At 55.6% G+C, this 13690-nt stretch carries 10 protein-coding genes; all 10 read left to right on the plus strand.

What is annotated here, in order from left to right; translation table 11 throughout:
* The first annotated feature begins 12 nt into the window (after positions 1–12).
* Positions 13–1509 carry a hypothetical protein gene (locus tag CVU77_06745; protein ID PKN01168.1) on the plus strand — a complete coding sequence of 499 codons (1497 nt, stop codon included), beginning with the start codon at positions 13–15 and terminating at the stop codon, positions 1507–1509.
* Positions 1510–1523: 14 nt separating this feature from the next.
* Entirely contained in the window at positions 1524–3575 is a 2052-nt protein-coding gene (locus CVU77_06750; GenBank protein ID PKN01169.1) for a hypothetical protein, read from the plus strand.
* A 343-nt stretch (positions 3576–3918) separates the two neighbouring features.
* Positions 3919–6099, plus strand: a complete 2181-nt coding sequence (cdhC, locus tag CVU77_06755; GenBank protein PKN01170.1) for a CO dehydrogenase/CO-methylating acetyl-CoA synthase complex subunit beta — start codon at positions 3919–3921, stop codon at positions 6097–6099.
* 152 nt (positions 6100–6251) lie between these two features.
* Positions 6252–7583, plus strand: a complete 1332-nt coding sequence (locus tag CVU77_06760) for an acetyl-CoA decarbonylase/synthase complex subunit gamma (protein PKN01171.1) — start codon at positions 6252–6254, stop codon at positions 7581–7583.
* 10 nt (positions 7584–7593) lie between these two features.
* Positions 7594–9441, plus strand: coding sequence for a hypothetical protein (locus CVU77_06765; GenBank protein PKN01172.1), 1848 nt, complete (start codon positions 7594–7596; stop codon positions 9439–9441).
* Positions 9438–10193 carry a carbon monoxide dehydrogenase gene (locus CVU77_06770; GenBank protein ID PKN01173.1) on the plus strand — a complete coding sequence of 252 codons (756 nt, stop codon included), beginning with the start codon at positions 9438–9440 and terminating at the stop codon, positions 10191–10193. Before CVU77_06765 ends, CVU77_06770 begins: the two co-directional genes overlap by 4 nt.
* Positions 10194–10266: 73 nt before the next feature.
* Positions 10267–11205, plus strand: coding sequence for an acetyl-CoA decarbonylase/synthase complex subunit delta (locus CVU77_06775; GenBank protein PKN01174.1), 939 nt, complete (start codon positions 10267–10269; stop codon positions 11203–11205).
* 156 nt (positions 11206–11361) lie between these two features.
* Positions 11362–12561 carry an acetate kinase gene (locus CVU77_06780; GenBank protein PKN01175.1) on the plus strand — a complete coding sequence of 400 codons (1200 nt, stop codon included), beginning with the start codon at positions 11362–11364 and terminating at the stop codon, positions 12559–12561.
* Positions 12562–12565: 4 nt separating this feature from the next.
* Positions 12566–13366 (plus strand): hypothetical protein, encoded by an 801-nt coding sequence (locus CVU77_06785; GenBank protein PKN01176.1) that lies wholly within the window; start codon positions 12566–12568, stop codon positions 13364–13366.
* A gap of 227 nt (positions 13367–13593) precedes the next feature.
* On the plus strand, positions 13594–13690 hold a 97-nt coding region (locus tag CVU77_06790), incomplete at its 3' end, for a DNA-binding protein (protein ID PKN01178.1).

The raw sequence follows: 13690 nt of genomic DNA on the forward strand, positions 1-13690 counted from the left end.
GGGTTTAGTAAAATGAACAAAAAACAGGGTATAAAAAAAACAGGGTTCAGGGTTCAGGGGATAGGGGCTAGTTTTTTTGTTTTTTTTATTTTCGTTTTTTTCTATACCCTAACCCCCATACCCTATACTCTGTCTTCTATCCCCTGCCTTTACGCCGCGTTCGAGGAATCGTCCGTCGGAGCGCGCGTATCGGCTATGGGAGGAGCGTCGGCGGCGTTGGCGTCGGGCGCCGATTCCCAGGTGTCCAATCCGTCGCATCTTTCATTTCTCAAGCGATCCCAAGTCGCGGCCGGATATTCGCGTTTGTATGCCGGACTTTCCGACGAGAGCGAAATCGGCAGGGCGTCGCTGGCGTTTGCCGGACCCGTCGGTCCGTTCGCGCTGGGAGCCGGTTACGACAACCTCGCGTTGCAGTCCGTTTATAACGAGACGACCGTCTCAATGGCAATCGCCTGTCATTTCGGAGGGCGAATCGCGCTGGGCGCCGCGTATCGCCACAGAGGAATAAACATACAAAGCGATCCGTATCTGGACGTCGATCCGCTTTTTGCGGGCGGCGGTTACAATAAGAGTTTCGGCGAAATTTCCGTCGGCGCGGTTTATAAAGCCGGACGGTTTACGCTGGGAGTTTACGGCGGACTGCCGGACGAATCGACCGAGATTTACAAAAATCCGTCTCCGACGGCGGCGGGCCTCGCGTACGAGGAAAACGGTTTTGTGTTCGCGGCCGATTATATAAGCGGACGCGACCGGCGGATTACGGCCGTCGGCGTGGAAAAGAGCGTCTTCGGCGACATTCTGTCGGCCAGAGGCGGTTTTGCCTTCGGCGACCGCGATTACAGAAAAGCGACGGCCGGCATCGGCCTTAAAGTGTCGAACATCGGCGCGGATTACGCCATAGAATATCCGCTGGGCGGTCTTGTCGGATTGTCGGGAACCCACAAATTTACGTTGTCCGTCGGATTCGGCGAATCCGCCGTCGCTGCAAAAATAGCCGCGCCGGTTAAGGCCGAAATCCCGACCGTCGGCCGCTCGGCGGCGGTTGTTGTCTCCACCCGTGCCGCCGCGGCGCCTCCGCCCGTCGCAAAAATATATCCGTCTTCCGCCGCCGTCCGGACTCCGTCGGTATCTACGGCAACTTTTGCGCAGCCGGCTCTCGCTTACGAAAAAAAATCCGGCACCTCCGCGCCGTCCGCCGTAAGCGTATCGACATTTCCCGCCGTAAGCGTATCGGTATCGTCCGTCGTCGCTCCGCCGGCAATCTCGGCTGATTCTTCGGCTGAGCCGGTTTCCGTCGAGCCGCCGGTTCCCGCGCGTAAAACCACGACGGAGTTTTCCGCGCCGCCGGCCGCCGCCCGCACACATAAGGTCCGCTCCGGCGAGACACTTGCATCCATATCCGAAAAATATTACGGCTCGTCCGGCGAATGGATGAAAATATACCGGGCAAACGAAGATAAAATCGACAAAGGTATCGTCACGCCCGGGGAAGTTCTTATAATTCCCTGACACGGAGGAAATCAATGGACAAACATTACTCGGAACTCGACAAAGAACTTACGCGCCTCAAATCCGAGCTTGACATTCAGGACGAAATGACAAGCAGATTCACGGCCCCCGTGTCGACGAACTATTGGCAGAAGCGGTTTGAAGAGGAAAAAGAGCTCTGGCGCAAAAGAACGCTCGGGCGCGATGAAGAAAAAAAGATTCTTGAGTCGAGATTGCGCCGCCAGGAATCGGAACTCAAAGAATACCAATCGAAACTTTCCGACGTAGAAAAAACTTTCGAAAGAGAATTGAAAAACTGGGAGGAGAAGTTCCGCGTAAAAGAAGCCGACCTGCTGCTGGAAAAAAACCGCATTCTCTGGGAGGAAAAAGTCAAAGACGCCGAAAGCGAAACCCGCCGGATTTTGGAGAAAATCGAAACTTTAAACGAGACCATCGCGCGAATGAAGGACGAAACCGCGGCCGAAAAAGAGGAAATACTCTCGCGCTTCGACGAAGAAAAAAAGATGCTTGCGGATCGCATATCTTTTCTGGAGTCGGCGCTCGAAAATCTCAAAAACCATCATCTCGACGTAAAAAATCTTGCGCTTTCCGAGGACGAAAAACTCAGAAAGGAAATATCGTCGCGCGCCGCCGAAATCGAGTCGCTGTCGGCGGAATTGTCGGCTGTGGCGGCCGAGCGCAACGCGCTCAAAAAAGAAATCGATTCTCTCCACTCCGGTTTTGCCGAAGAGTCGATGGACCTCGAGAGAAAACGCCGCGCGGAAGCGTCTGCCGCCGCAACGCGGATGTCATTGCGCGTCGACGAGCTTGTCGCGACGCTGGAATACCGCAAGCGGATGAAAATGCCGCCCGCCGACGAAGCGGGCGTCTTCGGAGGTCAAATCGCGGCCATACTCGACGACCTCAAAAGCGGCGCGTCCTCGCCGTCCGCGCCCGCCGTCAAACCGGCCGTCGCGGTGATGGGCGGTTCCGATCAACTTAAAGAAATAGCGTCGGCTTTGTCCGATATATGTTCACCCGTGTTCGTCTCGACGGTCGGCGATATCGAAAAAGTCGCCCCCGCGGCATTGGTATCCGACGACGTTTCCGCCGCTTCAAAGGCGGCAAAGTTATATCCTTTTCTGCCGGTTACCGTTCTTGCCGCGACGCCGCTTAATATCTCCAATCCTCCGGATAATATGCGTGTGTTCGCGTCGGAAAATCCCGCTTCGGTGGTTTCCGCCGTGCGGGAGACGGAACTCGCCGCCGAGTCCTCCATAGCTCATCCTGAAATCTGGGCTACGCTCGTGCCGCCTCATCCCCCGATAAAACGGGGCGCCTTCATCGCGGCGGCCGCGGCGCTTGCCGTGGCTGCGGGTCTGTACTTTCTTGTGTTTATGCCGCCGGCGATAAAAGAATTCGCCGTGCCCTACCCTCTGCCCACGGCCGTCGCTCTCGACGGTAAATATCTCTGGGCGTGCGACTGGCAGGGCGGCGCGATATACCAGCACGAACTCGACGCCGCGCTTACCCTGCGGCGCATAGCGTATTTTCCCGGGCGGAATTTCTCGGCCGCGACGTATCACGACGGCGCGCTTTACACCGCCGACCCGTGGGGCAAAAAGATAAACCGCCACCTGATAAACGACACTTTTACCGTCGATAAAGAATACGCCGCGTCCGATGTCGCCGTAGGCGCCATGGCCTTCGCCGCAGGGCGCCTGTACATTGCCGACGCCCGGACAAACACGGCGCTTGAATGCCGTCTCGACGACGAATCGCGGAAACTCATAGTGCTTCGTGAAATACCGATAGGCGCCACAACGTTGGCCGGACTTTGGTTCGACGGCGAATATCTCTGGAGCGCCGACTCGGCCAGGAACTTCGTGCGCCGTCACCGGATGGACGGGGCGTTCGCCGTCGAGGCCGTCTACATGATGCCTTCGTCCGCGGGAAAAAATTTCCGCATATCCGGTTTCGCCGGAAAGGGAAAAGATTTCTGGATTTCATCCGAGCGCGCCGGACGGATAATGTCGGTGCCCCTGTCAAAGATGATAAAGATAGAACCGGCGGCTACGGTCAGGTAGCATCCCATATCGGAATTATCTCAAAATGTTTTTTTGTAATTTTTCAAAAAAACACTTGACTTTATCGCGTTTAATCCCTAAATATACATACTGGCAAAGATGTGCGGACGCGCCGTCTATTGCGCCAATCAGGAAATCTCCCCGTCGCCTTCTGCGTAAAGGTCAGGCGGGGGGATTTTTTTTCATAACACATTTAAGATTTGATATACTCACCGGTAAATCTCCGCGCTTTTGTCATTGCGAGCGTAGCGAAGCAATCTCGCTTATTGTGAGATTGCCACGGTCAAGGGCGAGCACTTGACCTCGCAATGACATCGAATTTTTTATTCTGAGGATAATCAAAATGTCGGATATTGTGGTCAACTTAGCCGTTTCGGGCGCGCAAAAAATACTTGCCGCGGCCAAAGCGAAACTCGATTCCGCCTCCGCGGTTTCGGGCGAAACGGCCGCTCTTTCTTTCCCGGACACGGCGTTTAAGTTTCCCGCCGTCTCGTCTCTCGTCGGACAGGATGTAACGGACATATCCTCCGCGCGCAAAATACTCTCTCGCGCTTCCGCCATCCTCGACGACGGCCTGAAATCCGGAGGAATTCCCGCGGCCCTTGCGGCCGGCGAAGCGTCCATCTATGGCGCCGAAATTATAAAAGCGGTGGATTATCTGGATGGGACCGAGCCGCAGCCCGACTGCGACGGTTTTTTCTCCGATACGATTTTGCGCACGCTCGGCATTCAGCTTGCCGACGGGCGTCTCCCGGGATTCGCCGCGATTTTAGGCGCCGCGCCCGACTCGAAAATCGCCGTCTCAATAGTGCGGGAACTGCAAAAAAGAAGCATATTGATATTCGCCGGCGGCGTCTCAAAAGTCGCCTCGGCCGAAAAGGAAATATCAATAATCGACCAACTCAAACAGGAAAATATACAAACCGGCTGGGACAATTACATAGCCACCTACGGCCGCGACACCGCGTCTGCCGTGTATCCTTTGGATTGGGCGATGCGCGGAGCTCTTACCTTCGGAGGCGTGCGTCCCGGATCGTCGGCCGAAGTGTTGCGCTATACCAAAGAGCGCGTGCTGGCTTTTGTGCTGGCCCTCGGCCCGCTGGACGAAATAAAAGTCGCCGCGGCCGCCGCGGCCATACTTCTGGGTTTCCCCGTTATAACCGACCAGGACGTTCCGGAAATCCCCGGCGCTCTTATCGTCGAAAAGGACTACTCCAAAATAGTGGAGCGCGCCGCGGAACTAAGAGGAATAAAAGTAAAGATAACCAAGATCGATTGTCCGGTGCCCGTGAGCCCCGCCTTTGAAGGCGAAAGGGTACGCAAGGAGCAAACGGCCTACGAGTTCGGAGGCAAATACACAAAGGCGTTCGAGTATTTGCGCATGCTGCCCATGAGCGAGGTTGTCGACGGTAAAATAGATATCATAGGCCCTGATTTGCCCGATATTAAACCCGCCGACGCGTCGTCTCCGGCCAGAGCCGATCTTGGCCTTGTGGTCGAAGTCGCCGGCCGCAAAATGCAGAGGGACTTTGAGCCGATTCTGGAAAGACAAATTCACCATTACCTGAATTACGCTATGGGCATATTCCATATGGGACAGCGGGATCTTACGTGGATGAGAATCTCCAAAGAAGCCGCAGCCGCGGGTTTTCGCTTAAGACATCTGGGCGAAATTCTGCGCGCCAAATTCATAGAGGAATATCCGTCTCTCGTCGATAAAGTCCGCGTGACGGTTTATACCGACACTCAAAAAATGAAACCTTTGCTTGAAGCCGCCCGCCGCGCCTACGACCTGCGCGACGAGCGCGTGGCGAGCATGACGGACGAGAGCGTAGACACTTATTATTCGTGCACGCTCTGCCAGTCGTACGCTCCGAATCACGTCTGCGTGATAACTCCCGAAAAACTCGGTCTTTGCGGCGCGTACAACTGGCTCGACGGAAAAGCCGCTTTCGAGATCAATCCCAAAGGTATGAACCAGCCCATCAAAAAGGGCTCCACGCTCGACGCAAAGGGCGGAGAGTGGAACGGCGTAAACGATTTCGTAAAGTCGGCGTCCAACCGCACCGTCGAAAGATTCGCAAATTACGGCATAATGGAAAACCCCACCACTTCCTGCGGCTGCTTCGAGGCCATAGTCGCCGTGATGCCGGAGGCCAACGGAGTTATCATCGTCAACCGAGGTTACTCGGGGCAAACACCCGTGGGCATGACTTTTACCACGCTGGCGAGTTCCGTCGGCGGCGGCAATCAGGTGCCGGGTTTTCTTGGTATCGGGCGGCTCTATGTGGCCAGCGCAAAATTTCTGGTGCCCGAGGGCGGAATCAAAAGAATAGTATGGATGACTAAGGAAATGAAAGAGTTCATCGGAGATAAAGTCAGAGCCCGCGCCGCCGAGGCGGGCGTTCCCGACTTCCTGGATATGATTGCCGACGAGACGGTGGCCACCGACCCGGACAAGCTGCTTGAATACCTCGCCGCCAAAAAACATCCCGCTCTTGCGATGCCGCCCATAATCGGATGATAGTTTTTACAATGTCATTGCGAGGAAGGAGCGTAGCGACGGACGAAGCAATCTCACGGAAGCGAGATTGCCGCGCCACCCTGCGGGTGGCTCGCAATGACAAGCGACGAAACGGTCGCGTCGGCAAATAAAGCAATATTAGGCGTGTGTATATGACCGGACTCGAAATCTACAAACTACTGCCCAAAACGAATTGTAAAAAATGCGGCTATCCGACCTGCCTGGCATTTGCGATGGCGCTGGCCGCCAAGAAAGCGTCGCTTGAAAAATGTCCCGATGTAACCGAGGCGGCGCGTCTGGCGCTGGCGGCTTCCGCCGAGCCGCCCATAAAGACCGTGGAGATAAAAGACGCCGCGGGTTCCGTGAAACTCGGCGGCGAGACGGTGCTTTTCCGTCACGAAAAAACGTTTTGGAATCCGTGCGCCATAGCCGTGCGCGTGTCCGATGCCGATCCCGCGGCCGACGGTCTTGAGGCCATCGACGCGGCCACGCGGCTGAAATTCGAGCGCGTGGGCGAACAGGTGCGGACAGAATTCGTTTTTATTGAAAACACTAAGTCGGACGATTCGGACTTCAGACATCTGTCCGATGCGGCGTTCCAATCGGGAATGCTTGTGGCGCTGTGCTCGAAATCGGCGGCGGCTCTGGAAGCCGTCTGTTCGGCGCACTCCGACAGAAAGTTCATAATAGCCGCGCCTTTGGCCGCGGATTGCCGGGAACATCTCAAACTGGCCGCCGCGTCCGGATTGCCGCTTGCCGTCGGATGCAATTCTTTGGACGAGTGCCTCGAAGTGTCGGCCAAGGCGTCTTCGGTCAATTTTGCGAACTTTCTTTTCCTGCTGAAATTATCTTCTCCGTCGGAAACTCTTGATATGCTTGTTCAGTTGCGTCGGCTGTCGCTTAAAAAAAACAATCGCGCGCTGGGGCGGCCCGTCATAGCCGTGACGTCGGATTCCGCCGACGCGGTATCGGAGGCCGTGGAGGCCGCTCAGTACGTGGAGAAATACGCCAGTATGGTTGTGGTAAAAACAACGGAGCCCGCCGCGCATTTGGCGCTGGTGTCGCTGCGGCAGAATATCTACACGGATCCGCAGAAGCCCGTTTCCGTCGAGGCCAAACTTTACAAAATCGGCGCGGCGACGCTTTCTTCGCCGCTTCTTATAACGACCAATTTTTCGCTGACCTATTATTCCGTCGTGCCCGAGATAGAAGCCAGCAAAGTGCCCTGCCATCTGCTCGTCGTAGACACCGAGGGGATGTCGGTTCTGACGGCGTGGTCCGCCGACAAATTTTCGCCGGAAATAATCGCCGAAGCCATGAAAAAAACCGGCGTTACCGAAACCGTCTCGCACAGAAAGGTCGTAGTTCCTGGATACGTTGCGGTGATAAGCGGAAAACTTTCCGACCTTACGGGTTTTGAGGCCGTTGTCGGGCCCAAAGAGGCAAGTGCGCTGCCAAGATTCTTAAAAGAATTTAAACTGTAACCTCACAGAGATGCCCAAACTAAAAATCCTGCCGTACAATAAAACGATTCTTGCCGACGAAGGCGTTACGCTTCTGGACGCCCTTCGCGCCGGCGGTGTTTATCTCAACGCCCGTTGCGGCGGAGCCGGCACATGCGGCAGATGTATGGTAAAAATCGGCGGGCGTTCCGTGCTGTCCTGCCGCGCGAAGACGACTTCCGCCGATCTTGAAATTTTTGTGCCGGAGCTTTCGCGGCTGGAAGAAATCTACTCCGAATCACGGCCGCTTCTCGGGCCCCGACGGGAATATCCGGACTCGCCGTCCGTCGAAAAAATATTCGTTTCTACGACGGATATAGCCGTCAATTCGTCCGGCGAATGGGAAAAACTCTCGGCGATATTGTGCGCAAGAACGAACGTCAGGAACATTGCCGTGCCTCTCGACCTGCTGCGAAAAATATCCGAACCGCTGGCGGCGTCTTCCGGCAGGACATTTTCGGTCTTCCGCGACAGTCCTCCCGAGGCGGCGAGGGTTTTGGGTGTCGCCGACGGCGATACGTCTTCGCGCAATTACGGCATAGCCGTCGACGTGGGCACAACGACCGTGGCCGTCGCGCTGATAGACCTTAAAAAATCAGCCGTCATCGACGCCAAGGTGACGTATAACCGTCAGATAACCCACGGCGAGGATGTCATAACCCGCATGATTTACGCGTCCACCCCCGACGGCCTCGACGTCCTGTCGCATCTGGCGGCGGCAGCTATAAACGATCTGGTTTCTTCGCTGCTCTATTGTGCGCGCCTCGCGCCCGACGACATTTCCGCGGTGGCCGTGGCCGGAAATACCGCGATGGCGCACATTTTATACAAGATAAATCCCGCCAGAGTGCGGCTGGAACCGTTCGCGCCGGTCGCGCAGTTTTTCCCGACGGTATCGCCGTCGCGCCTGGGACTTCAAATCAACCCGGACGCCGCGCTCTTCGCGGCGCCCTGCGTGAGCGCCTACGTCGGCGGCGACATTTCCGCCGGGCTGCTTGCCACGGATATGCTCACCGCCGAAAAACTCTGTCTTCTGGTCGACGCGGGCACTAACGGCGAAATAGTTTTGGGCAATTCGGAATTTCTTGTTTGCGCCGCCACGAGCGCCGGACCGGCGTTTGAAGGCGTGGGCATCAAAAGCGGAATGCACGCCATCGACGGAGCCGTCAACAAGGTTTTCTCCGACGGCGGCAGATTGGCTTACACCACAATAAACTCTGCCAAACCCAAAGGTATATGCGGCACGGGTCTCATAGATTTGTTGTGCGAACTTCTGGCCGTCGGCGCGATGAACCGCTCCGGCAAACTCGATCCGTCCTTCGCGGGCGTGAGAAAATACGACGATGAAACCGGCTCCGGTCTGGAGTTTTTACTGGTTAAGGCCGATGAGTCGTCGGCCGGAGAGGACATCGTCATTACCGAGACGGATATCGAAAATCTGATACGCTCGAAGGGCGCGGTTTTCATGGGCATAATGGCGCTTCTTAAAGCTACCGGATACGCGCCGTCGGATATCGACAAAATTTACGTTTCCGGCGGTTTCGGCAATTCGCTCGACGCCGCCAAAGCCGTGGCCATAGGCATGTTTCCCGACCTGCCGACGGAAAAATACAAGTTCATAGGCAATTCGTCTTTGGCGGGGGCCGCGCGTATGCTCGTGTCGTCTGCCGCGCGCCGCGCCGTGGACGAAGCCGCGCGAAAAATGACATATATCGACCTGGGCGCCGATCCTTATTTTATGAACGAGTACACCGCCGCGCTTTTCTTCCCGCACACGGACGAGGGTCTTTTTCCGTCGGCAAAAAAATATCTGGCCGCGGCCCGCGGAGAAAAAAAATGACGATTCGCGTAGCCACCGCAGGCAAAGGCGGCGTGGGCAAGACGACTTTTACGGCTTTGCTGGCGCGCGCGTTTCTTGAAAAAGGCGCCAGGCCCATGCTCGTTGTGGACGCCGATCCGAACGCGAATCTCAATTATTATCTCGGCGCCGCGTATGACGCCACCGTGTCGGATTTGAGGGAATCGTTAAAACGCGACGTTCCTCCGGCGGGAATGTCCAAGACCGATTTTACGGCGCTTAAAATTTCCGAGATACTGTCGGAAAATAACGGCTACGATCTTTTGGCCATGGGACGCCCCGAAGGCCCGGGATGCTACTGTTTCGTCAATGAAGTTCTGCGGACGGCCCTTTCGCGGCTGGCGTCTAAATACGCGGTTCTTCTGCTCGACAACGAGGCGGGACTCGAGCATCTGTCGCGCCGCACTACCGACGACCTCGACGAACTTTTCATCGTCTCGGACTTTTCGCCCGTGGCTCTTGTGGCCGCCGCGCGCATAAAGTCGCTGGCGGCTTCGCTGGAACTAAAAGTCAAAAAGACATCGCTGATTTTGAATCGCATAAAAAGCGGGTCCGACGAGATGATGGCGCGTAAAATGGCGCGCGATATATTGGGCGCCGACATTGAAATTGCCGCCGTCATCCCCGAACTTCCGGAAATCGGTGAAATGCTTCCGCAGTCAAAAAACGTTTTTTCACTGACAAGTTTTCCGAAGGAAATAATGGACAGGATTACGGGCGCCTTCGCCGTGTAGGGGCGTATAATCATACGCCCCTACTCCGCGCAATTACGAAATAGGGCATGGTTGAGACGTTATCGGGAATCTTATGGAAAAATATTTTGAGAAGTGGACATCCGCAATCAACGAAATAACTCTCGGCGCGCCGCCGTCGGGCATTGTTAAGATCGGCGGCGCGGCGGCCTTGCCTTTCGTTAAAGGCGAAGGTTATCAGGGCAACCCGTCCGCTTTGGCCGTGGAGATTTCCGATATTCCCCCGACGGACTGGCCTGAGCCGCTGGCCGCGGTTTGGCGTCAGGTCTGGAACGATCCGGTCGCCTGGGCCAAGAAAGCCGAGGCCTCCGGCGCGGACATTGTCCTGTTGCGGTTGTCGGGCGCGAATCCGGAGTCGCGCGACCGTTCCGCCGACGACACGGCGCAAATCGCGCGCGCCGTTTCGGATGCCGTCAAAATTCCGGTCGCCGTAATCGGCTGCGAAGTTTTGTCAAAAGACCTCGAAATTATGCCGGCAGTCAGCCACGCGCTGGCGGGCCGCAACGCCCTTATCGGCATCGCCACCAAAGACAACTACAAGACGATGGCCGCCGCCGCACTGGCCGACGGCCACGCTCTCATCGCCGAGGCGCCGATAGACATTAACTTGGCCAAACAACTCAATATTCTTATATCCGACGCGGGTTTCCCCGTCGAGAAAATAGTCGTGCATCAGACGACCGGCGCGCTGGGATACGGCTATGAATACTGTTACACAATAATGGAAAGAACGCGCATCGCCGGTCTTTCGGGCGACGCGATGCTTGCCACTCCCATGATAAACTTCGTCGGCGCGGAGTGCTGGAAGCTTAAAGAGTCCGTCACACAGGATGCCGAGGCGCCCGGATGGGGGGCTTTCCAAAAAAGAGGTATAATTTGGGAGGCGTCCTGCGCCGCGGCGTATCTTGAGGCGGGCGCGGACATTTTGGTGATGTATCACCCTGAAGCGCTTTCGGCCGTGCGGGGCATAGCTTCGCGTTTGGCCGGCGAATAAACTTTGTCATTGCGTGGTCTCCCTTAATGTCATTGCGAGCCCCGATGGACATCGGGGCGTGGCAATCTCACAATAAGCGAGATTGCTTCGTCACTGCGTTCCTCGCAATGACAAAAAAGAGAATGCTACGCCCCTCTCAACGGCAAATAATAATTTATGAAAATACTTGTTCTTAACGCCAGAATAAAATCTCTGGAATTCGATTTAAGGGAAATGCCGGACGAGGTGTCTCTGGTGGCCGGCAAAATAAATAAAATCGGTTCCGACCATTCGGTTTTTACCGTCGGCCGCGACGGAGCCAAACCCGAGAGTTTTCTTAAAAAAACCGTTTCGCACGAGGACGCGCTCGAAGCCGTCGGCGGTGTGCTTGCCGACGCGGGATTTAAAGTTTCCGACGTGGCGGCGGTGGGACATCGCGTGGTGCACGGCGGCGTGTTTACCGATTCGGTGATAATAAGCGACGCCGTAAAAACCGAGGTGTACCGCGACTTCGACATCGCGCCGCTTCATAATCCGTACAATTTAAGAATCATCGAGGCCGCGCAAAAAATCTACGACGGAGTTCCTCACGTGGCGGTTTTCGACACGGCTTTTCACTCGACTTTGCCCGAAACGGCCTATCGTTATCCTCTGCCCGAACGGCTTTACCACGAATACAAAATCAGAAGATACGGATTCCACGGGCCGTCGCACAAATATCTGGTTGAAAGAACCGCCGCGCTTTTGGGCAGGGCCGGTTCCGGTCTCGACATGATAACTTTTTATCTCGGAGAGGGCTCGTCCGCCGCCGCGATAAAAGGCGGGAAATCCGTAGACACTTCCATGGGCTTTACGCCTCTTGAAGGTCTCATGATGTCCACACGCTCCGGCGACGTTTCGGCAGGCATCATAATTTTTCTTCTCAAAAACGGCTGGACGATAAAAGAGCTTGAGCGCACGCTTAACTACGAAAGCGGTTTGCTGGGCGTTTCCGGCGAAAGCGAAAATTTCAGGGAAGTCATGGAACACGCGCTTGCCGGCGACGCCAAATCGCGGCTGGCTGTCGATATGTACGTATATCGCGCCAGAAAATATCTGGGCGCCTACTGGCTCGGTCTGCCCGGCCTCGCGGCGGTGTCTCTTACCGGCGATGTGGCCGAGGAAATTCCTTATGTGAGGCAGAGAATATTCGAGAATCTGGAAAGTTTCGGTATCGAGATTTCAAAAGAAAAAAACGACGCCTGCGTTTCGCGCGAGGCCGAAATCTCGTCGGACAAGTCCCGCGTCAAGATTTTTGTGATGCCGCGCTCCGGCGACCTTTTGATAGCCCGCGAAACTTACGCCGTGGTAAATCCACGCCGGACAGTCATAAAATAATCCCATGTTTATAATAGGCGAAAAAATCAACGGAATGTTCTTGCCGGTGGCCGCCGCCATCCGGAGCAAAGACGAAAAGTTCATAAGAGGGCTTGCCGCTTCTCAAATGGCCGCGGGCGCGTCCGCGCTGGATGTCAACGTGGGCCCCGCTTCCGACGATCCCAAGTCCGCGATGAAGTGGCTCATAGAAACGATTCAGAAAGAAGGCGACTTCCGCATTTCCATCGACACGTCTTCGATAGAAGTGATGGAATCGGCCGTTTCAATATGCAAGAACAGACCCATACTTAACTCCGCCACCGCCTCGGCCGACAAACTTTCGCGCCTGGCAGCTCTGGCCGCAAACTATAAGGCCGAACTCATCGCCCTTACGATGGACGAAAAGGGCATCCCGTCTTCGGACGAAAAAAAACTCGAACTTGCCGCTGCCATCGTGGCCGGCGCCGAGAACGCGGGACTTTCTCCGTCGGACGTTTACATCGACCCCGTGCTTCTGCCCGTCGCCGTTTCGCAGCCGTCGCCGCGCGCCGCGCTTGAGGTTATCGCCCAGATAAAGCTCCTCAGCGACCCCGCGCCGAAGACCATCGTGGGTTTAAGCAACGTTTCTCAAGGGGCGTCCAAATCGTACCGCTCTCTTATCAACAGAACTTATCTGGCTATGGCCATATCCCGCGGCCTTGACGCCGCCATTTGCGACTCGCTCGACGGTGAATTGATGGCGGCCGCCGCCGCATCGGAAATTCTTGCCGACAAATTCATTTACTGCGAATCATTCGTGGATTCCTTCAAAAAAAACCGGAAGTAGGGAGTGGGAAAAGGACGTGAAGGGTGAAGAGTAGTTTTCTTTTAACCCTTCACCATTCACGTTTCACGATTTACGTTTTTTCTCTTCGTAACAACTTCGTAACAATTATTTTGTATAAATACGCTCGGGTGTCATTGCGAGGAGTCCCCGACCTGTCGGGGATGACGAAGCAATCCCGTCCGCGAGATTGCTTCGTCAGTCACTTCGTTCCTTCCTCGCAATGACAAATGGAGATATTCGTTATTCGCGGTCACAAAGTGATGCTCGACCGCGAGCTTGCGGAGTTGTACGGTGTCGATGTCAGGCACCTGAAAAGACAGGTGC

This window comes from Elusimicrobia bacterium HGW-Elusimicrobia-1 (assembly GCA_002841695.1).
Lineage (GTDB): Bacteria > Elusimicrobiota > Endomicrobiia > PHAN01 > PHAN01 > PHAN01.

What these genes read in the sequence shown, in the direction of transcription:
- CVU77_06745 (PKN01168.1), top strand. Translation starts at nt 13, where the DNA reads ATGAACAAAAAACAGGGTATAAAAAAAACAGGGTTCAGGGTTCAGGGG.
- CVU77_06750 (PKN01169.1), top strand. Translation starts at nt 1,524, where the DNA reads ATGGACAAACATTACTCGGAACTCGACAAAGAACTTACGCGCCTCAAA.
- cdhC (PKN01170.1), top strand. Translation starts at nt 3,919, where the DNA reads ATGTCGGATATTGTGGTCAACTTAGCCGTTTCGGGCGCGCAAAAAATA.
- CVU77_06760 (PKN01171.1), top strand. Translation starts at nt 6,252, where the DNA reads ATGACCGGACTCGAAATCTACAAACTACTGCCCAAAACGAATTGTAAA.
- CVU77_06765 (PKN01172.1), top strand. Translation starts at nt 7,594, where the DNA reads ATGCCCAAACTAAAAATCCTGCCGTACAATAAAACGATTCTTGCCGAC.
- CVU77_06770 (PKN01173.1), top strand. Translation starts at nt 9,438, where the DNA reads ATGACGATTCGCGTAGCCACCGCAGGCAAAGGCGGCGTGGGCAAGACG.
- CVU77_06775 (PKN01174.1), top strand. Translation starts at nt 10,267, where the DNA reads ATGGAAAAATATTTTGAGAAGTGGACATCCGCAATCAACGAAATAACT.
- CVU77_06780 (PKN01175.1), top strand. Translation starts at nt 11,362, where the DNA reads ATGAAAATACTTGTTCTTAACGCCAGAATAAAATCTCTGGAATTCGAT.
- CVU77_06785 (PKN01176.1), top strand. Translation starts at nt 12,566, where the DNA reads ATGTTTATAATAGGCGAAAAAATCAACGGAATGTTCTTGCCGGTGGCC.